Source organism: Micromonospora sp. AKA38 (assembly GCF_027925725.1).
GTDB lineage: Bacteria > Actinomycetota > Actinomycetes > Mycobacteriales > Micromonosporaceae > Micromonospora.
The window spans coordinates 1-20,069 of sequence record NZ_BNEI01000009.1 but is presented as its reverse complement, the minus strand read 5'-3'; the positions used below and the strand labels follow the sequence as shown (position 1 = coordinate 20,069).

14 protein-coding genes and 4 pseudogenes are annotated in these 20,069 nt (G+C 74.7%); 13 read left to right on the top strand and 5 right to left on the bottom strand.

Features of this window, described 5'->3' with window-relative positions; genetic code table 11:
- A partial coding sequence (locus TPA0908_RS30510) for a DNA translocase FtsK (RefSeq protein WP_281943839.1) occupies window positions 1-240 on the top strand: 240 nt, incomplete at its 5' end.
- Between the two features lie 388 nt (window positions 241-628).
- Here TPA0908_RS30510 and TPA0908_RS30500 read toward each other — a convergent pair.
- A complete protein-coding gene (locus TPA0908_RS30500; RefSeq protein WP_107156050.1) occupies window positions 629-943 on the bottom strand; it encodes a DMT family transporter in 315 nt (104 codons plus the stop codon).
- Between the two features lie 215 nt (window positions 944-1,158).
- Between TPA0908_RS30500 and TPA0908_RS30495 the strand changes: the two genes are divergently transcribed.
- The 7 genes and pseudogenes from TPA0908_RS30495 (at window position 1,159) to pspM (ending at window position 7,275) form a co-directional block, all read left to right on the top strand.
- On the top strand, window positions 1,159-2,091 hold the full coding sequence (locus tag TPA0908_RS30495) for an ornithine cyclodeaminase family protein (RefSeq protein WP_281935489.1): 933 nt from the start codon (window positions 1,159-1,161) through the stop codon (window positions 2,089-2,091).
- Between the two features lie 63 nt (window positions 2,092-2,154).
- Window positions 2,155-3,642 (top strand): 30S ribosomal protein S12 methylthiotransferase RimO, encoded by a 1,488-nt coding sequence (gene rimO / locus TPA0908_RS30490; protein WP_281935487.1) that lies wholly within the window; start codon window positions 2,155-2,157, stop codon window positions 3,640-3,642.
- A 47-nt stretch (window positions 3,643-3,689) separates the two neighbouring features.
- Window positions 3,690-4,271, top strand: coding sequence for a CDP-diacylglycerol--glycerol-3-phosphate 3-phosphatidyltransferase (gene pgsA, locus TPA0908_RS30485; protein WP_281943840.1), 582 nt, complete (start codon window positions 3,690-3,692; stop codon window positions 4,269-4,271).
- 50 nt (window positions 4,272-4,321) lie between these two features.
- On the top strand, window positions 4,322-4,870 hold the full coding sequence (locus TPA0908_RS30480; protein ID WP_281935485.1) for a CinA family protein: 549 nt from the start codon (window positions 4,322-4,324) through the stop codon (window positions 4,868-4,870).
- 205 nt (window positions 4,871-5,075) lie between these two features.
- A pseudogene (locus tag TPA0908_RS30475) lies at window positions 5,076-5,515 on the top strand (helix-turn-helix domain-containing protein).
- Between the two features lie 127 nt (window positions 5,516-5,642).
- A complete protein-coding gene (locus TPA0908_RS30470) occupies window positions 5,643-6,494 on the top strand; it encodes a PspA/IM30 family protein (RefSeq protein WP_281935482.1) in 852 nt (283 codons plus the stop codon).
- A 16-nt stretch (window positions 6,495-6,510) separates the two neighbouring features.
- Window positions 6,511-7,275, top strand: a complete 765-nt coding sequence (gene pspM, locus TPA0908_RS30465) for a phage shock envelope stress response protein PspM (RefSeq protein WP_281935481.1) — start codon at window positions 6,511-6,513, stop codon at window positions 7,273-7,275.
- Between the two features lie 98 nt (window positions 7,276-7,373).
- On the opposite strand, the gene TPA0908_RS30460 is transcribed toward pspM, so the two are convergent.
- Both TPA0908_RS30460 and TPA0908_RS30455 read right to left on the bottom strand, forming a co-directional pair.
- The gene (locus TPA0908_RS30460) at window positions 7,374-11,090 is read right to left on the bottom strand and encodes a fibronectin type III domain-containing protein (protein WP_281935480.1); all 3,717 of its coding nucleotides are present in this window, start codon (window positions 11,088-11,090) and stop codon (window positions 7,374-7,376) included.
- Window positions 11,091-11,169: 79 nt separating this feature from the next.
- On the bottom strand, window positions 11,170-11,961 hold the full coding sequence (locus TPA0908_RS30455) for a DNA-formamidopyrimidine glycosylase family protein (protein ID WP_281935479.1): 792 nt from the start codon (window positions 11,959-11,961) through the stop codon (window positions 11,170-11,172).
- A gap of 107 nt (window positions 11,962-12,068) precedes the next feature.
- Between TPA0908_RS30455 and TPA0908_RS30450 the strand changes: the two genes are divergently transcribed.
- Window positions 12,069-13,289, top strand: a complete 1,221-nt coding sequence (locus TPA0908_RS30450; RefSeq protein WP_281935478.1) for a hypothetical protein — start codon at window positions 12,069-12,071, stop codon at window positions 13,287-13,289.
- Window positions 13,290-13,409: 120 nt separating this feature from the next.
- On the opposite strand, the pseudogene TPA0908_RS30445 reads toward TPA0908_RS30450, so the two are convergent.
- Window positions 13,410-14,089: pseudogene (locus tag TPA0908_RS30445) on the bottom strand (SAM hydrolase/SAM-dependent halogenase family protein); the annotation flags it as partial.
- 9 nt (window positions 14,090-14,098) lie between these two features.
- On the opposite strand from TPA0908_RS30445, the pseudogene guaB reads away from it, so the two are divergent.
- The 3 genes and pseudogenes from guaB to TPA0908_RS30430 all read left to right on the top strand — a co-directional run.
- Window positions 14,099-15,217: pseudogene (gene guaB, locus TPA0908_RS30440) on the top strand (IMP dehydrogenase); the annotation flags it as partial.
- A 36-nt stretch (window positions 15,218-15,253) separates the two neighbouring features.
- Window positions 15,254-16,372 carry a GuaB3 family IMP dehydrogenase-related protein gene (locus TPA0908_RS30435; RefSeq protein ID WP_281938001.1) on the top strand — a complete coding sequence of 373 codons (1,119 nt, stop codon included), beginning with the start codon at window positions 15,254-15,256 and terminating at the stop codon, window positions 16,370-16,372.
- A 26-nt stretch (window positions 16,373-16,398) separates the two neighbouring features.
- Entirely contained in the window at window positions 16,399-17,853 is a 1,455-nt protein-coding gene (locus TPA0908_RS30430) for a M1 family metallopeptidase (protein WP_281937999.1), read from the top strand.
- 6 nt (window positions 17,854-17,859) lie between these two features.
- On the opposite strand, the gene TPA0908_RS30425 is transcribed toward TPA0908_RS30430, so the two are convergent.
- On the bottom strand, window positions 17,860-18,960 hold the full coding sequence (locus TPA0908_RS30425) for an LCP family protein (protein WP_281937997.1): 1,101 nt from the start codon (window positions 18,958-18,960) through the stop codon (window positions 17,860-17,862).
- A 132-nt stretch (window positions 18,961-19,092) separates the two neighbouring features.
- On the opposite strand from TPA0908_RS30425, the pseudogene TPA0908_RS30420 reads away from it, so the two are divergent.
- A pseudogene (locus TPA0908_RS30420) lies at window positions 19,093-20,069 on the top strand (FAD-dependent oxidoreductase); the annotation flags it as partial.

Here is a 20,069-nt window from a genome sequence, read left to right as displayed (position 1 = left end):
GGCGACGACCTGGACCTGCTGGTGCAGGCCGTGGAGCTGGTGGTCACCTCGCAGTTCGGCTCGACCTCGATGCTCCAGCGCAAGCTGCGGGTCGGCTTCGCCAAGGCGGGCCGGCTGATGGACCTGATGGAGACCCGGGGCGTGGTCGGCCCGTCCGAGGGCTCCAAGGCGCGCGACGTGCTGGTCAAGCCGGACGAGCTGGAGGAGGTCCTGGTCGGCCTGCGGGGCGGCGAGGAGTAGACCCGGTCACGACGAGGGCCCGCCGGAGAACGGCGGGCCCTCGTCGTGCGGGTGGTGCGATCAGGCGTTCAGGAGCGCGGCGGCGATGATGAAGCGAGGACGGCGCCGGCGACGCTCGCGGCGGCGGCGTACCAGCCGAGGGGCTTGTCGCCGAGCACGGCGCCCACGATGCCGAGGATGACGCCGAGGACCCGAAGATCAGCGGGGACAGGAAGAGCGCGAGCGCCGCGAAGACGAACGCGATGATGGTGCAGATCCGGGCGGCGTTGCTGCGCGGACGGGCGGTGGCGTGGACGTCGGCCATGGGGTCCTCCGTGAGTGATCTTCTCGATGAGCTGGGGATCACCTACCCCGGCGCGGCGGCTGTCCAAACCGGATGACGCATCGGTCAGTGGAACACCTTGAGGCCGACCACGCCCGCGACCACCAGCAGCAGGCAGGCGATCCGGGGCAGGTTGGCCGGCTCGCCGAGCGCGACCATGCCGACCAGCGCGGTGCCCACCGCACCGATGCCGACCCACACCGCGTAGCCGGTGCCGACCGGGATGTCGCGCAGCGCGTACGCCAGGCCGGCCATGCTGCCGACGAGCGTGACGGCGAAGACGGCGGAGGGGACGGGGCGGGTGAAGCCGGCGCTGCGGTCCAGGGCGATCGCCCACGCGGTCTCCAGCAGTCCGGAGAGCACCAGCACGATCCAGGCCATGACGGATCACCTCTGACGGGCGGGCCCGGCGGTCGGCCGGGCGGCGGTCGGTTCACGCGGGGCGTCGTGCCTGACCGGGTACGCCCACCACTCGTCCGGGGCGGCCCGGGGACCGCCACGGCCGACGCTAGCACCGGCGGGTCGGGTCGGGCGGCGTGGTGACGAAGCCCACCATCACTGGAGTTGACGTCAACTTCAGGTTGCACGATGGGTCCATGACGGTGCTCTTCTCCGACGAGGACGTGGCGGCGGTCGTGGACGCCCCGCTCACCGTCGCCGCCATGCGGGACGCGTTGCTGGCCTCGTACGCCGGGCGGCTGATCGCCCCGCCCCGGGCGTCCGCGTCGCTCGGTGGCGGCCGGATGGTCCTCACCGCCGGCCACCTGACCGGCGAGTGGTACGGCTTCCGCTCGTACGACACGTTCGGGCACCCGGAGAGCGGGCAGCTCGTCGTGCTGCACGACGCGCGTACCGGCGCGGTCCGGGCCATCGCGGTCGGCGACGAGCTGGGCTCGCGGCGCACCGGGGGACTGGGCGGCGTGGCGGTGGACGCGCTGGCCCGACCGGACGCCGCCACGCTCGGCGTGGTGGGTTCCGGACGCCAGGCGTGGACCCAGGTCTGGGCCGTCGCGGCGGTCCGGCCGCTGCGCGAGGTGACCGTGCACAGCCGCTCGGCCGCCCGGCGGGAGGCGTTCGCCGCCCGGGTCCGGGCCGAGCTGGGCGTGCCGGCCCGGGCCGTCGGCTCCGCCGCCGCGGCGGTACGTGACCGCGATCTCGTGGTGCTCGCCACCACAAGCACCACCCCGGTGCTGGCCGCCGCCGACCTGGCCCCCGGCACGCACGTCAACACCGTCGGCTTCAAGCAGGTCGACCGGCACGAGTTCGGCACCGACCTGCTCGACGCCGCCGACCTGCTGGTCACCGACTCGCCGGGGCAGGCCGCCGCGTACGCCCCGCCGATGCTCGCCGCCGTCGAGCCGTACGCCGGGCGGCTGGGTGACCTGGGCGCGGTGCTGGCCGGCGCGGTCCCCGGCCGGACCCGCGCGGAGCAGATCTCGGTCTTCTGCTCCACCGGCCTGGCCGGCACCGAGGTCTTCCTGCTGGACCGTCTGGCCCGCACCCTCGCGCCCGCGCGCCCGGCGCGGTGAGACGGGAACCCTTCTCTACCGCAGGCGTCAAGAAGGGGCCCTTCCTTGCACCTGTACCCTCGGATGGTGTCTGATTCTTTGTCTGGGCGGCGGGTTGCGCTGCTGACGCTGGGGTGCGCGCGCAACGAGGTCGACTCGGAGGAGTTGGCCGCCCGGCTGCACGCCGACGGCTGGCAGGTGACCACCGACGGCGAGGGCGCCGACGTGGTGGTGGTGAACACCTGCGGCTTCGTGGAGAAGGCGAAGCAGGACTCGATCCAGACGCTGCTGGCCGCCGCCGACACCGGCGCCAAGGTGGTCGCCGCCGGCTGCATGGCCGAGCGGTACGGCCGTGAGCTGGCCGACAGTCTCCCCGAGGCGCAGGCGGTGCTCAGCTTCGACGACTACCCGGACATCGCCGCCCGGCTCGACGCGGTGGTGGCCGGCGAGGCGATCTCCGCGCACACCCCGCGCGACCGGCGCGAGTTGCTGCCGCTGACGCCGGTGAAGCGCCGCGAGGCGGCGGTCTCGCTGCCCGGCCACGGCACGCCGACCCGGGTCGCGCCGGAGACCGACGCGCACACCCCGGCGCACCTGCGGCAGGTGCTGCGGCACCGGCTCGACACCGGCCCGGTGGCCTCGCTGAAGCTGGCCAGTGGCTGCGACCGGCGGTGCGCGTTCTGCGCCATTCCGGCGTTCCGTGGGGCGTTCGTCTCGCGTACCCCGGACGAGCTGCTCGCCGAGGCGGAGTGGCTGGCCAAGACCGGCGTGCGGGAGCTGGTGCTGGTCAGCGAGAACTCCACCTCCTACGGCAAGGACCTGGGCGACCCGCGGGCGCTGGAGAAGCTGCTGCCGCAGCTCGCCGCCATCGACGGGATCGTGCGGGTGCGGGCGAGTTACCTCCAGCCGGCCGAGACCCGGCCCGGCCTGGTCGAGGTGATCGCCACCACGCCGGGCGTGGCCGCGTACTTCGACCTGTCGTTCCAGCACTCCAGCGAGCCGGTGCTGCGCCGGATGCGCCGGTTCGGCTCCACCGACCGGTTCCTGGAGCTGCTCGCCTCCGCCCGTGCGCTGGCGCCGGAGGCGGGCGCGCGGAGCAACTTCATCGTCGGCTTCCCGGGCGAGACGAAGCAGGACGTGGCCGAGCTGGTCCGGTTCCTGACCGAGGCGCGGCTGGACGCGATCGGCATGTTCGACTACAGCGACGAGGACGGCACCGAGGCCGCCGGGCTGCCCGGCAAGGTCTCCGCCGCCACGGTCAAGCGGCGCTACGACAAGCTCAGCGCGCTCGCCGACGAACTGTGCTCGCAGCGGGCCGAGGAGCGGCTCGGCTCGACGGTGGAGGTGCTTGTCGACTCGGTCGCCGACGGCGTGGTCGAGGGCCGGGCCGCCCACCAGGCGCCCGAGGTCGACGGGTCGACCACGCTCGTCGCGCCGGACGGCGGCGGGGTGGACCTGGTCGCGCTGCGCCCGGGTGACCTGGTCCGGGCCCGGGTGACCGCGACCGAGGGGGTCGACCTGATCGCCGTACCGGATGAGATGATCTCGGCGGCGCCCGGCGCGGCACGGTGACGGCGGGCCCGGACGGAGCGGGGAAGCCACGTGGGGCGATGCCGGACATGACCGGGGCGGAGTCGACGGTGTCCGCTCCCGTGCCGCTGCTCAACGCGGCCAACCTGCTGACCGCGGCGCGGCTGGTGCTGGTGCCGGTCTTCGCGGTCACCGTCGTCGCGTCCGGGATGAGTCACGCCGGCTGGCGGATCGCGGCCTGCCTGATCTTCGTGGTGGCCTCGGCGACGGACCTGGTCGACGGCTGGATCGCCAGGCGGTTCGAGCTGGTCACCTCGCTGGGCAAGGTCGCCGACCCGATCGCCGACAAGGCGCTCACCGGCGCCGCGTTGGTGCTGCTCTCCGTCGACGACCGGCTGCCCTGGTGGGTGACCGTGGTGATCCTGGTCCGGGAGCTGGGCATCACCGCGTTGCGCTTCTGGGTGATCCGGCACGGGGTGATCGCGGCCAGCCGGGGCGGCAAGATCAAGACCGCGTTGCAGATCCTGGCCATCACCTGGTACCTCTGGCCGATGCCGGCGGCGCTGGCCCCGGTCGGCCCCTGGATCATGGGCGCCGCCGTGGCGGTCACGGTCGCCACCGGCTTCGACTACGTCGCCCAGGCGCTGCGGCTGCGACGTCCCACGCGTTGATCCGGGCAGCCGGCGGGTAAGCCGGCGCGGCGCGGGAAGAAGGGGCGGTCATGGGAGACACCGACGCGAGACACCAGCGGCCCGCCGGCAGTCCGGCGGCCTCCGCGGTGCACCGCCTGCACGAGTGCGGCCAGACGCTGGCCACGGTCGAGTCGCTCACCGGCGGGCTGCTCGCCGCCGCCATCGTGGAGATCGCCGGCGTCAGCGCGATCTACCGGGGCGGGCTGGTGGTCTACGCCACCGAACTGAAGGCGGTGCTGGCCGCTGTGCCGGAGGACCTGCTGGCGGCGCGCGGGCCGGTCGACCCGGACGTGGCCGTCGCGCTCGCCGAGGGCGGGCGGCGGCGCTGCGGCGCGGACTGGGGACTGGCCACCACCGGCGTGGCCGGGCCGGAGCCGCAGGACGACAAGCCGGTCGGCCTGGTCTACGTGGCGGTCGCCGGCCCCACCGGCAGCGACGTGCGCCGGCTCGACCTCGACGGCGGCCGGGACCACATCCGCTCGGCCGCGGTGATCGAGGCGCTGCGCCTGCTCGCCGAGCGCATCCCGGGCGCCGACGACGCCGGGGTCGCCGACCCGGCGGGCGTCGGCCGGCGGTGAGCCGTCCGACCGCCGACGCGCCCGGCCGCGGGGTCGCCGGCACGGCGTTCCGCACAGGATTGGAGAGGCGGGGTGGGATGTCGTCGTGGCGGTCAACGGGTACGGTTGCGGGAAGGCTCCGGCGGGCGACGCCGGCGCCGGGGCGGCCCGCCGTCCCCGGCGCGGCGCGGACCGGCCGGACAGGTGTCCCGTCAGGGGAGGTGCGATGGTCCTGCTACGCCGGGTGATCGGTGACGCACTGCGGGCGCGCCGGCAGGGGCAGCACCGCACCCTCCGCGAGGTCTCGTCCGCGGCCAACGTCAGCCTCGGTTACCTCTCCGAGATCGAACGCGGCCAGAAGGAGCCCTCAGCGAGCTGCTCGCCGCGATCTGCGACGCGCTCGGCGCCCGCCTGTCCGAGCTGCTGCGCGAGGTGAGCGACACGGTCGCGTTGGCCGAGCAGATGCCCGGCGTGCTGGTGCCGGTGACCGACGAGCCGACGCCGGTGGCCCCGTCCGCCGTGCGCAAGGCCACCAACCGGGGTGTCCGGCAGGTCACCACCGACGGCGCGGTGGCCGTCCAGGTCCGGCAGGATTCGCCGCTCAAGGCGACGCTGCGCAGCACCCGCGTGCGCCCCGCCGAGCGGGACGTGGTCTGCGCCGCCTGACCGACCGGTCCGCGCGATGGTCGCCGGTGGCGCGTGCGTCGTACTGTTGATCAGGGTCGTACGGGTGCCGGAGTGGTGTCCGACTGGGACGATGTAGGCGCGACACTACTGAGGGGACGAGGCGGAGATGGCGAACCCGTTCGTCAAGGGTTGGAAGTACCTGATGGCGCTCTTCGGCGCGAAGATCGACGAGCACGCCGATCCGAAGGTGCAGATCCAGCAGGCGGTCGAGGAGGCGCAGCGGCAGCACCAGGCGCTGGTCCAGCAGGCCGCGGCGGTGATCGGCAACCAGCGCCAGCTGGAGATGAAGCTCTCCCGGCAGATGACCGAGGTGGAGCAGCTCCAGGGCAACGCGCGGCAGGCGCTCGCGCTGGCCGACCAGGCCCGGGGCCGGGGCGACGAGACCGAGGCCGGCCGCTACGAGCAGTCCGCCCAGTTGCTCGCCACCCAGCTCGTCTCCGGTGAGCAGGCGCTGGAGGACCTCAAGACGCTGCACGACCAGGCGCTCGGCGCGGCCGCGCAGGCCCGCAAGGCGGTCGAGAACAACTCGATGATCCTCCAGCAGAAGCTCGCCGAGCGCACCAAGCTGCTCAGCCAGCTCGAGCAGGCCAAGATGCAGGAGAGCGTGGCCCGCTCGCTGGAGTCGATGTCGTCGCTCACCGCGCCGGCCAGCACCCCGTCCCTGGACGAGGTGCGGGACCGCATCGAGCGCCGCTACGCCACCGCCATGGGCCGGGCCGAGCTGGCCGGCAACTCGGTCGAGGGCCGGATGCTGGAGATCCAGAAGGCGACGCTCGACTCGGCCGGGTCCTCCAGACTGGAACAGATCCGGTCGAGCATGGCCGGCGAGCAGCTCGGCGGCCAGCAGCAGCGGCCCGCCGTGGGGCAGCCGACCGACCCGGCCGCCGCCGCCCGGCTGGACGAGATCCGGGCCAGCATGAGCCGGGACCGCGGCGCCGGGGAGAGCACCACCGGCTGACGGACGAGGGAGAGCGATGGCGGACGAGCGGACGCGACACTTCCGGCGGCTGGCCAAGCTGCGTCGTTCGGCGCGGCGGTGGAGCGTGCTGGCCGGTGGGCTGGGCGGTGCCGCCGCGGTGCTCACCCCGTACGCCGGCCTGGGGCTGCCGGACGCGGCCTGGGCCGGTGCCGCGGGCAGCGCGATCGCGGTGGCCGCCTGGCGCTGGATCGACCACCGGGCGCTCGCCGCCGTGCCGGCCCCGCCGGCGCTCGACCCGGCCGAGGCCGCCGCCCGCTCCCGGGCCCGGCTGGTCGCCGCCGTCGAGCGGCTGCCCGTCGGCCCCGGCGTCCTCGCCGAGGTACGCCGCGTCCGGTCGCGCCTCGCGCTGCGCGGCACCTCCGCGGCCGAGCCGTGGGCCCGCCTGGACCGCGCCGCGCTCACCCTCGGCGGGCTGGCCGGCCGGTTGACCGGGCTGGCCGAGCCGGCGGTCCGGGAGGCCGCCGAGGCGGACCATTCCCTGCGTGAGCTGGCCGGACGGGTGGCCGGCGTGGAGCGCGCGCTGAAACTGGCCCCGCGGGGGCCGCTCGCCGAGGTGCACGCCACGCTCGTCGCCCAACTCGAGGAGGGGGTGGCCGCCTACGAGCGGCTGGTGGTGGCCGCCGCCGGCTACGTCGCCGAGGACGCCCGCCCCGACACCCACCACCCGGCCGCCGCACGCCTCACCGAGGCCACCGACCTGCTGCACGGCGTCGCCTCTGCCCTCGCCGAACTCCGCACCCCCCTCAGAACCACCCCCTGACAGCCCCGCCCGCCCCCGGGTGATCATGAGGTTGGCGGCGATGTCGATCTCCGATCCGGCCGTCAACCTCATGATCGACAGGAGGGGTGTCGAGCGGGTCACTCGGGGGTGGTGATCTGGATCGGGGGGGTCCACGGGGAGGTGCCGACGATGTTCGTCGCGCGGACCCGGTAGTAGTAGGTGACGCCGGGCGGCAGGGCGGTGTTGGTGAAGCCGCGGCCGGTGACGCGGAACGTGGTGGGGTCCCGGGTGAAGCCGGCGTCGGTGGCGCGTTCGACGAGGAAGCCGGCGCCCGGCCCGACCGGCGTCGACGCCGACCAGCTCAGCGTCACCGTGGTGGTGTCCGGGGCCGGCGCGCCGGCGGTGGCGGAGACCCGGGTGGGCGCGGCCGGCCGGGGCGGCGTGGTCACCGTGGCCACCGTCGACCAGGGGGACGCCGCGCCGAGGTACGTGGTGCGTACCCGGTAGTAGTACGTGGTGTCCGGTGCGACGACCGGGTCCAGGTGGGCCTCGCCGACGGTGATCGCCGTGGTGCCCGGCCCGCTGGTGAACGTGGGGTTGGTGGCCCGCTGCACGTCCACCCCGGTGGCGAAGGAGTGGTTCGCCCAGCGCAACGCCACCCGCAGCGGGGCGGCCGGCGGCACCGCCGCGGTCAGCCGGGACGGCGCGGTCAGCCGCACCGCCGCCGGCGCGTCGTTCGACCAGGCCGAGCAGCTCACCGCGTTCTCGGCGCGGATCCGGTAGTGGTAGGTGACGCCGGGGGTGACCGTCGCGTCCGTGTACCGGGTCGCGGTGGCGGCCACGGTGATCTCGGTGCGGCCGGTCGTGAAGGCGCTGTCGGTGGCGCGTTGCAGCCGATGGCTGGTGGCCGGCGGCCGGCTGCCGTTGCCGGTCCAGGCCAGCGCGATGGCCGGCAGCGCGGTGGCCGAACCGGGCACCGGCGTGGCGGTCAGGCCGGTGGGCGCCCGGGGCGACACCCGCAGCACCAGCGGCCGGCTCATGCCCTGGTCGCGCAGCCCCGCCGAGCGCGTCTGCCAGCGGTACTCCCAGCCCAGGTTGACCACCTGGTTGACCACCGTCGCGGGCCGGCCGTCGACCGGGCTGACCGGGCCGGCGTCCAGCCGCGCGCCGGCCGGGCGGCTCGGATCGAGCAGCCGTACGCTGTCGCCGACCGTGAACGGCAGGCTGGGCGCGACCGGGCGCAACGCCACCACCACGTCCTCCCGGGGGTTTACCCGGACGGTGTCCTTCCAGCCCAGCTCGCCCTGTTCCGGTGGGCGGAGCGTGCCGTCCCAGCCGACCCGGTTGACCACCTGCACGTCGACGCCCTCCACGTGCACCGGATGGGTCCGGTCCGTGTCGCCGACGATCCGCCAGAGCTGGGTGCCGTCCGCCGGCGCGCCCACCGGCACGGTCGGGTCGGTCACGAACAGCTCCTCGGTGACCGGGTCGGCCGGGCCGAGCGGCAGCACGGCCGGCGCGAGCGGGCCGGCGAGCGGGTGGCCGACCCCGAGTCGCCCCACCGCCCGGCCGTGCCGGGGCTCGAACACCTGCCCGACCGACTTCACCGCCAGCGGCAGCGTGACCGGGCCGGACCCGCCGGCCGGGGTGAACGTGACCGAGGTGGCACGCGCCGGGACCAGCGTCGGGCCGGCGGTGCGGGTGCCGAACGCCGGGTCGTACGCCGGTTGCGGCACGATCGGCGGCGGCTGGCTCTGCGCGTACGCGGCGGGCAGCCGGGCGGCCAGTCGCCGCATGTCGTAGCGGGGCGCCGGGCTGCCGACCACCCGGATCTGGAGCAGCGTGCGCGTGTTCGGGCCGTAGCCGGGGTGGGCCGGCGGCAGGCCGCCCGCGCCGGTGCGGTCGGCGGCGCCGGTGTGGTGGTCGTAGCGCGGATCGAAGCGGGGCAGCGGGGCCGGGCAGTCGTTGTAGAGGATCAGCGTGCGGCCCGGCGGCACGGTGGAGAAGTCCACCACCACGTCGGCGCGTTCGCCGGGCGCGAGCAGCAGCGTGTGCCCGTCCACGTTGAGCACGGTCGGGTCCTGCCGGTCGTAGCGGTAGCCGACCGGCTGGTTCGCCAGCACCACCGGCGCCGGCAGCAGGCCGCCCTCGTTGCCGATCTGGATCAGCTCCGGCCCGGCGGCGGCCGGGTCGGGCACGCCGCCGTCGCGCCCGTCCACCGGCCAGTACGCCGCCCGCCCCGGCACGCGTACCGCCTCGACCATCGGCACCTCGCCGGCGCGCGGGTCGGCCGCGTCGCCGTCCGGCGTCCACATCGGCCCGTCCGAGGCGGCCCGGTAGAGCTGGAGGTTGAGCGCCCGGTCCGCGCAGGCGTTCAGGATCCGGAACCGGTACGCCCGCGGCTCGACCTCCAGGTACGGGTACGCGACGCCGTTGACCAGCGGCGTGTCCCCGTACGCCGCGGGGACCGCCGACGGGTGCGGCACGCCCGGCACCAGCGGTGGCTCGTCGGGTTCGGTGACCGGGTCGTGGTGCGGGTTGGGCACCGGGGCGACCCAGGGGCTGGTCCCGCCGTCCGGGTCGTGCGCCCACGGCCCGTAGTCCCACCGCCCGGTCGGGTTCGTGCCGCTGATCCGGTACGGGTTCTGCCGGGGCTGGTAGACGTGTGGGTGCCAGAGGCTGCCCTTGGCGCCCCAGCGGTCCCGGTCCCAGGTCGGGTCCTGCGCGGCGAGCTGCGCGTCGTCGGGGACGAACGTCTTGTCCTCGATCACCAGCGGGAGCTGGTCGGCGGGGAGCACGCCGTCGGCGACGAGGCGGTCCTCGGCCGGGTCGGTGAGCAGGTAGAGCGCGAGCTGCCCGGCGTAGACGGTGAGCCGGGACAGGCCGAGCGTGTTGTCGTGCAGCCACATCAGCCGGCCGCTCTGGTCGTTCGGGAAGTAGAGCGTGGTGGCGCCCGCGCCGGGCGCCGGCATGTCCGGCACCGGCGTCACCCCCACCCCGACCGGGTACGGGGTGATCTCGCCGGCCGGGGTCACCCACTGCCACGGGTTGCCGGCGCTGATCCAGGCGGTCCGCGCGCCGGCCAGGTGCGGCACGGCCCGGTTCTGCGGGTACGGCGCGGGACCGTCCAGCGGCCCGGTCCCAGCCCCGTCGACCGTCTCGTCGACCGGTAGGAACAGTTCGCCGGCCCGGCCGGTGGGGAGCTGGTTGATGAACTTGATCCGGACCGGCCGGCCGCGCCGGGCCTCGATCATCGGCCCGAGGTGCCAGGGCCGGTCGGGCGGGCTCACCGTGTTGTGGCCGGACGCGTCAGTGCCCAGGTTGAGCTGGCGGTAGCCGCGGAGCCGGGTGGCCGGCAGGTCCCGGTGCAGGCGCTGCGCGTACTCCTGGAGGCCGATCTCGTAGTAGTCGCAGCCCGGCCAGGTGATGGTGTCCGGCACCGCGACCGGCAGTCGGGCGCCGAGCCCGGCGGTGGGCGCCCGGCCCGGCAGCGGCAGCGGGTCGACGAACTTGCGCAGGCCGGTGCCGGGGACCGGGCGGCCGTCCGGGTCGAGCGTGGGCAGCGGGCTGCCGGCGGTGTTCGGCACCGGACCGAACAGCCGCGGCACCCCGCCCGGGTCCAGAGGGGCCGGGCCGGTGCGTTCGGCCGGTCCGGCGGGCGTCTCGTCGGCGGCGCGGGCGGTCGGGACGGTGGGCGCGGTCTCCTCGGCGACCGTGGCGGCCCGGTCCGGCCGGTCCGGCCGGAGTCTGCGGAACAGCACCATGGCTCTCCCCGGGATCGGGGCGCGCCCGGCCGTCACCCCGGCGTGGCGGGCGTACGCGCTGCTGACGATCGGTGCGGTCCACCGCAGCATGCGACGCCGGACGGGCGGGAGGGAAGTACCCAATCGTCCGTATCTCGGGTGATCTTATGCGGTTCGTGGAAGTTGCATGTCACGTCCGCTCCGGCTGGCAGACCGGGCACCAGTAGGTGACCCGCTCGCCCAGCTCCTCCTTGCGGATCGCCGTCCCGCAACGCCGGCACGGCTGGGCCCGGCGACCGTAGACGTAACTGGTCCCGCCCCGGCGCAGCACCCCGGTGGTGCTCTGCGTCCAGCGGCCCCGGTTCGCCGCCAGCAGCCGCTGGGCCAGCGCGACGGTGCCGGCCAGGTCGGGCACGTCGCGCACCGGCGTCCACGGCGACACCCCGCGCAGGAACAGCACCTCGCACTTGTAGAGGTTGCCCACCCCGGCCAGGTTGCGCTGGTCGAGCAGCGCCTCGCCGATGCTCTGCTCCGGGTGCGCGGCCAGCCGGCGGACCGCCTCGGCCGGGTCCCAGTCCGGACCGAGCAGGTCCGGACCGAGGTGACCGACGAGCGACTCCTCCTCGGCGGTCGGGATCAGCGCCAGTTCGTGCAGGTGGTAGCCGACCGCGACCGCGCCGGCGGAGCGGAGCACCACCCGGATCAGGTGCGCCGGTCGGGCCGACCACCGCTCGCCCGGGGCGTACGCCCGCCACGCGCCGTCCATCCGCAGGTGCGAGTGCAGCGTCCGGTCCTCGCCGGCCGGACCGGCGAGGCGCAGCAGCAGGTGCTTGCCGCGGCTGGCCGACTCGCGCACGGTCCAGCCGGTCAGGTCGGTGGTGGCGAGCTGCGGCACGCGGAAGTCCGACCCGGTGAGACGGGCCCCGGCCAACGCGCGGTGCAGGACGCGGGCGGTGTTCCAGACGGTGTCACCTTCGGGCACCCCGTCATTGTCGCCTACCGAACGGAATTCACATGTTTCGCTATCTGCACCGATATTCTTTTTTGTGTTGATAGCGGACAGGATCAGGGGGTTCTGAGGAGAATCCCATGGCCCGAGCCCGTCGTACCGTCATCGCCCTGACCGCCCTGCTCACCGCCATCGCCGGCCTGCCCGCCGCCGCGTCCGCCGCGCCGGCCCGCGCCCCCGGCCCCGAACGCTGGTCCGCCGACCTCGCCGTCGCCGGTGGCGACGACGTCAACGTCACCTGGCGCGCCGGCCGCCTGCGGCTGGCCGACCCCCGCCCCACCGCCCGCACCCGCCCCGCCGCCGCGTCCGGCCCGCTCGCCGAGGGCATCCTGCTCGCCGCGCCGCGCGCGCTGGACCGGCCCGCCACCCGGGTACGCGCCCGGCTCGCCGCCCGCACCGGCGACGGCGGCACCGCGACGGCCGAGGTACGCGGCTGGCGGGCCGGCGGCTGGACCGAGTGGCGCGACGCCACCGAGGCCCTCTTCGACCAGCCGGTCACCCGGGTCCAGGCGCGCGTCGTGCTGACCGCGCCGGGCACCGCCGCCGAGGCCACCGTGACCGACCTGACGCTCGCCGCCGACCAGGCCGCCGCCGCCGCGACCCAGCCCACCGCCGGGCGCACCTACCGGGTGTACGCGACCCGGATCGGCCTGGTCGGCGGCGTCACCGCCAACGGGCACGTCGTCGGCGCGCGGGACCACTTCGCGGCGCTGCCCACCCGGCGCGGCCTCTCCCCCCGGGGCACCGGCGACTACACGGTCAAGGTCTGCACCACAAACGGCAGCCGGTGCGAGTACGCGCCGGTCTGGGACGTCGGCCCGTGGAACACCCGGGACGACTGGTGGAACCCGCCGACCGTCCGGGAGAACTGGCGCGACCTGCCGCAGGGCCGGCCCGAGGCGCAGGCCGCCTACGAGGACGGCTACCACGGCGGGCGGGACCAGTTCGGGCGGGTCGTGCGCAACCCGGCCGGGCTGGACCTGGCCGACGGCACGTTCTGGGACGGGTTGCGGCTCACCGACAACGCGTGGGTGAACGTGACACTGCTCTGGACCGGGGGCGGGGCGCGGGCGGTGGTCGGCTCCGGGCCGCTGACCCTGCGCACCGGGGCGGGCACCTCGTACGCGAGCCGGGGCCTCGCCGCCACCCACGCGCAGGTGCCGGTGCAGTGCTACCTGACCGGCGAGCGCATCGCCGGCACCTACCGCACCACGACGCGGTGGTACCGCCTGGTCGGCGGCACCTACGTCAGCCACGCCTACCTGTCCGCAATCTCCGGCGGCCCCGTCCCCCGCTGCTGACCCTCCCTCCCTCCCTCCCCGCGTCTCTCCCCGCCTCCCTCCCCGGCGATCTTGCACTTGCGGCCCGTCCGGCGCGGCTTTCGGGTCATTTGTCGGGGCATGAACTGCAAGATCGCGGGGTCAGGGGGTGGTGACGGTGACCATGTCGCCGGGGGAGAGGGTGAGGAGGTCGGCGGCGCGGCCGGTGTGCACGGCCACGGCCACCAGGCCGGCCGAGTCGACGTAGGCGACCAGGCTGCCGGGAGCGGCGTCGCCGAACGTGCGGCCGTGCACGGCCTCGCGCCCGTTCACCAGCACCCGGGACGGCAGGCCGTCGAGCAGCGGGCCCGGCGCGGCGAGTTGGACGTTGCCGAAGTGGTCGACGGTGAGCACCTCGGCGTCGAACCCGGCGGCCTCCGCCCGGACGACCGGCTCCGGCAGCCGGACCAGGGTGGCCGGGTCGACGGCCGGCCCGGCCCCGGCCGGCGGCGCGCCGAGCGCCAGCCGGGCGGCCACCGGCGCGAACACGTCCCGCCCGTGGAAGGTGCGGGACACGGTGGGCGCGAGCCACGCCGGGTTGGTCAGCTCCACCGCGGCGGTCACCCCGCCGAGCGCCTCCGCCGCGGGCAGGAGCAGCCCGTTGTCCGGCCCGACCAGCAACCCGCCGGGCGCGGCCAGCGCGATGCCGCGCCGCTCGGTCCCGACCCCCGGATCGACCACCCCGACGTGCACCCCGACCGGCAGGTACGGCACCGTCTGCGCTAGCACCGCAGCGCCCGGCGGACGTCGCCCGGCGGCACCAGGTGCGTCACGTCGATCACCCACCGACCGTGCCGGTGGTCGACGGGCAGGGCCAGCTCGTCGGCATCGTGACCAACCGCGACATGCGCTTCGTCTCCGACCCGGCCACGCCGGTCCGCGACATCATGACCCGCACCCCGCTGATCACCGCGCCGGTCGGCGTGAGCAAGGACGACGCGCTCGACCTGCTGCGCCGCCACAAGGTGGAGAAGCTGCCGATCGTGGACGGCACCGGCGCGCTGCGCGGCCTGATCACGGTCAAGGACTTCACCAAGAGCGAGCAGTACCCGAACGCCACCAAGGACGAGGCGGGCCGCCTCCGGGTCGCCGCCGCGGTCGGCGTGGGCGAGGACGGCTACAAGCGGGCCCGCGCGCTCGTCGACGCCGGCGTCGACGTGGTCATCGTGGACACCGCGCACGGCCACCAGCGGGCCGTGCTGGAGATGGTCGCCCGGCTCAAGCGGGACGTGACCATCGACATCGTGGGCGGCAACATCGCCACGTACGCGGGCGCGAAGGCGCTCGTCGAGGCCGGCGCCGACGGCGTCAAGGTGGGCGTGGGGCCCGGCGCCATCTGCACCACCCGGATCGTGGCCGGGGTGGGCGTGCCGCAGGTCACCGCGATCATGGAGGCGGCCCGGGCCGCCCGGCCGGCCGGCGTGCCGGTGATCGGCGACGGCGGCATCCAGTATTCCGGCGACATCGCCAAGGCGCTGGTGGCCGGCGCCGACACGGTGATGCTCGGCAGCCTGCTGGCCGGCTGCGAGGAGAGCCCCGGTGAGCTGATCTTCATCAACGGCAAGCAGTACAAGGCGTACCGGGGGATGGGCTCGCTCGGCGCGATGCAGTCGCGCGGTCAGGGCAAGTCGTACTCCAAGGACCGCTACTTCCAGCAGGACGTGATGGCCGAGGACAAGCTGGTCCCCGAGGGCGTCGAGGGCCAGGTGCCCTACCGCGGCCCGCTCGCCCAGGTCGCCCACCAGCTCACCGGCGGCCTGCGCGCCGCCATGGGCTACGTGGGCGCCGAGAGCATCCCGGAGCTGCACCGACGTGGCCAGCTCATCCGGATCACCGCGGCGGGGCTGAAGGAGAGCCACCCGCACGACATCCAGATGACCGTCGAGGCACCCAACTACCACTCCCGCTGACCTCTCCCTCCACCCCCGAACACACCTGGAGTCCCCATGCGTGACGTGGTCGAGATCGGGCTGGGCAAGACCGCGCAGCGCGGTTACCACCTGGACGACATCGCCATCGTGCCGAGCCGCCGCACCCGGGACGTCGACGACGTCTCCACCGCGTGGCAGCTCGACGCCTACCCGTTCGGCATCCCCTGTGTCGCGCACCCCTCGGACGCGACCATGAGCCCGGCCTCCGCGGTGCGCCTCGGCGAGCTGGGCGGCCTCGGTGTGCTCAACGTCGAGGGCCTCTGGACCCGCTACGAGAACCCGGCCAAGATCCTGGAGGAGCTGGCCGGCCTCGGCGAGGACGCCCGGGCCACCAAGCGGCTCCAGGAGGTCTACGCCGAGCCGATCCGCCCCGACCTGATCGCCGAGCGGGTCCGCGAGCTGCGCGAGGGCGGCGGCACGGTGGCCGTCCGGGTCTCGCCGCAGCACACCCTGGCGCTGGCCCCGGTGATCCTGGACGCCGGCGTGGACATCCTGGTCATCCAGGGCACCCTGGTCTCCGCCGAGCACGTCTCCACCACCGACGAGCCGCTGAACCTCAAGGAGTTCATCGCCGACCTCGACCTGCCGGTCATCGTCGGTGGCTGCACCGACTACAAGACCGCGCTGCACCTGATGCGTACCGGCGCGGCCGGCGTGATCGTGGGCATCGGCGGCGACGACTGGTCGACCACCGAGTCGGTGCTCGGCATCCGGGTGCCGATGGCCACCGCGATCGCCGACGCCGCCGCGGCCCGCCGTGACTACCTGGACGAGACCGGTGGCCGGTACGTCCACCTGATCGCCGACGGCGACATGCAGACCTCCGGCGACATCGCCAAGGCGCTCGGCTGCGGCGCGGACGCGGTGATGCTCGGCGAGCCGCTCTCGCTCTGCGAGGAGGCCCCGGCCGGCGGCGCCTGGTGGCACTCCGCGGCCAGTCACCCGTCGCTGCCCCGGGGCGCGTTCGAGGTGGCCGGCGAGCCGATCGGCTCGATGGAGCGGCTGCTGTTCGGCCCGGCCGACGAGCCGGACGGGCAGCTCAACCTCTTCGGCGGCCTGCGCCGCGCGATGGCCAAGTGCGGCTACCGCGACCTCAAGGAGTTCCAGAAGGTCGGCCTGGTCCTGGACCGCTGAGCAGGCATTCGAAAGGGATCGGGACGATGACGCGGCGCCGCGGACGACGAGGGCTCGGGCTGCTGGCCTGCGGGACGCTGCTGCTGGCCGGCTGCGGACCGGCCGAACCCGACCGGGGCGCCGCGACGACCGCGCCCGGTCCCACGGCCGCCCGGAGCTTCGCGCCCGGCGCGCCCGGCGTCGGCGACAGCTACTTCCCGAGCTACGGCAACGGCGGCTACGACGTCGCGAACTACACCATCAAGGTGCGCTACGACCCGGAGACGGACAAGCTCACCGGCACCACCACGGTGCGGGCCACCGCGACCGCCGACCTGTCCGCGTTCAACCTGGACCTGGCCGGGCTGACCGTCCGCTCGGTCACCGTGGACGGCGCCGCCGCCCGGCACGCCCGCACCGACGACGAACTGGTCGTCACGCCGGCCACCGGGCTCACCACCGGCAACGGCTTCGTCACCGAGATCCGGTACGACGGCAAGCCGACGCCGCTGCGTACCGAGGCGCTCGGCGAGGGCGGTTGGCTGCACACCGCCGACGGGGCGATCGCGCTCGGCCAGCCGGAGTCGGCGAGCACCTGGTTCCCGGTCAACGACCACCCGTCGGACAAGGCCACCTACGACGTCGACATCACCGTGCCGAAGGGGCTGACGGCGGTCGGCAACGGCGTGCCGAAGGGGAGGTCGACGGCCGGCGACTGGACCACCTGGCGCTGGTCGGAGACCTCGCCGATGGCCAGTTACCTGACCACCGTGGCGATCGGGAAGTTCCGGGTCACCACCGCCGAGCACAAGGGCCGGCCGGTCTTCAGCGCGGTCACCACGCAGTTGCCCGAGGGCGCGCCGGACCGCTCGATCGCCCGTACCGTCGAGGTCGCCGACTACCTGGAGAGCCTGTTCGGGCCGTACCCGTTCGACGCGTACGGGGGTGTGGTGGTCGCCGACTCCCGGATCCGGTACGCGCTGGAGACGCAGAGCCGGCCGGTCTACTCGGCCGGCTTCTTCCGGCAGGGCGACAACACCGAGGTCGTGGCGCACGAACTGGCCCACCAGTGGTACGGCGACAGCGTCTCCATCCAGCGCTGGCAGGACATCTGGCTCAACGAGGGGCTGGCCACGTACGCCGAGTGGCTCTGGGCCGAGCACAGCGGGTCCTCGACCGTGCAGCGCACGTTCGAGCAGAAGTACGCGGGCGCCTCCGCCCAGGTGTGGCGGACGCCGCCGGGCCGGCCGGGGGTGGAGAACCTGTTCGGCGGCTCGGTCTACGACCGCGGTGCGATGACCGTGCACGCGCTGCGGATCGCGGTGGGCGACACCAAGTTCTTCAGCATCCTGCGGACCTGGGCGGCCGAGCGGAAGAACGGCAACGCCACCACCGCCGACTTCGTGGCGCTGGCGGAGCGGGTGGCCGGGAAGCAGCTCGACAAGGTCTTCGACGCGTGGCTGTTCGGCACCGAGCGCCCGCCGCTGCCGAAATCCAGGTGAGGCGCGTCAGGTCCGGACGCGCAGCGACGGGTGGGCGGCCAGGAACGCGTCGGCCTTGCCGCCGCGCAACGCGGTGAGGAAGTCGCGGCCCAGCGGCTGGAGCTGCTCGCCGCGGTACGCGCCGCCGCTGCCCACCCCGGTGCCGGGGAGCCCGACCAGCGTGATCCGGTCCGTCGGCATCCCGCCCAGCGCGTACGCGAAGTCGACCAGCTTCCGGCCGCCGCCGACGTACACCAGGGTTTTGCCGAGCGCGGCGACGACCTGCTCGACCCGCTGCGGGTCGCGGGCCGTGCCCTGGTCGAGGAGCTTGCCGGCGAGCGCGCGGAGCAGTTGCTGCTGGTGCCGCTGCCGGGTGTAGTCGCCGCCGGCGGTGTAGCGCTGCCGCGCGTAGTCGAGCGCCTGCCAGCCGACCAGGTGCCGCTGGCCCTTCTGGTAGACCATCTGCGGCCCGGTGTACCCGCCGCCGCCCAGCGGGCGCATCGTCCCGTCCGGCCGGCGGTGCCGGGAGGCGACCTTCTGGTCGACGTAGAGGTCGACGCCCCCGAGTGTGTCCACCAGCTTGTCGAAGCCGCCGAACGTGATCACCGCGCCGGCGTCGATGCGCAGCCCGGTGTAGCGGGCGACCGTGGCCCGCAGCAGGTCGTACCCCTGGGCGGTGCTGGGGTGGGCCTTGTCGCCGGGCACCCGGCTGCCGTAGCTCATCGCGTGGGTGAGCTTGGTCCTCCCGCCCGGGTAGCGGGCCTTCGGGTAGGCGGGGATGTCGACGACCAGGTCGCGGGGGAGTGAGAACAGGTACGCCCGGTCCAGTCCGGCGGGCACGTGCAGCACCAGCACGGCGTCGGCGTGCGGCTCCCAGCCGGGGATGCTGACCCGGGTGTCCACGCCGACGAGCATCAGGTTGAGCGGGCCGGTCAGGTCGGCGCCGGGCGGCGGGGTCGGACTGCCGGTGGTCGGCGCCGGCGTGGGCGCGTCGGGCGGTGAGGTGGCCGGCGCGGCGGCAGGGGTCGGCGTGTGGTGCCCGGTCAGTCGGGTGGCCGCCACCGCCCCGCCGGCGACCAGCAGTGCCGCCACCAGGGCGGCCAGGCCCAGCAGGCGTCGTCTCGTCACGGTTGTTTCCTCTCCCCGTGTGTTCGACGCGTCCGGGGGCGCCGACGGTTGCACCGGCGGCCGGAAGCGCTCTGCATGATCTGCGAAAAACGCGTGCTGGCGCCATAGCTACCCGTCGGTAATGATGCGTGCATGCGCTACGACGTGGTCGTCATCGGTTCGGGTTTCGGCGGCAGCGTCACCGCGCTGCGGCTGGCCGAGAAGGGCTACTCGGTGGGCGTCCTGGAGGCCGGCCGCCGCTTCGCCGACGAGGAGTTCCCGCGTACGTCCTGGCAGGCGCGACGGTTCCTGTGGGCGCCGCGACTCGGCTGCTTCGGGCTGCAACGGATCACGCTGCTCCGCTCCGCCGACCGGAAGGCCGGCGGCGGCGTGCTGGTGCTCTCCGGCGCCGGGGTGGGCGGCGGCTCACTCGTCTACGCGAACACGCTCTACGAGCCGCTGGACGCGTTCTACGCCGACCCGCAGTGGCGGGACATCACCGACTGGCGCGACGAGTTGGCCCGCCACTACGACCAGGCGAAGCGGATGCTCGGCGTGACCACGTACCCGATCGACACCGGCGCGGACCGGGCCATGCGGGCGGTGGCCGAGCGGATGGGCGTGGCGCACACGTTCCACCCGACGCCGGTCGGCGTGCACATCGGCCGCCCGGGCCAGCGGGTGCCCGACCCGTACTTCGGTGGGTGGGGCCGGACCGCACCGGGTGCAGCCACTGCGGGTCGTGCATGACCGGCTGCCGGCACGGCGCGAAGAACACGCTTGTCAAGAACTACCTCTGGCATGGCCGAGCGGCTCGGCGTGCAGGTCCACCCGCTGACCACGTGACCGCGGTACGCCCCGACCCGGCCGGCGGGCTACGTGGTGCACACCGCGCGCACCGGAGCCTGGCTGCGCAAGCGCCGCGCGGTGATCCACGCCGACCAGGTGGTCTTCGCGGCCGGCGCGCTCGGCACCCAGCGGCTGCTGCACGAGATGAAGGCGACCGGCGCGCTGCCGGCGCTCTCACCCCGGCTGGGCGAGCTGACCCGGACCAACTCGGAGGCGATCCTCGGCGCCTCGGTGGGTTCGGGCGCGGCCCGGCGGCGCGGTCTGGACTTCTCGGCGGGGGT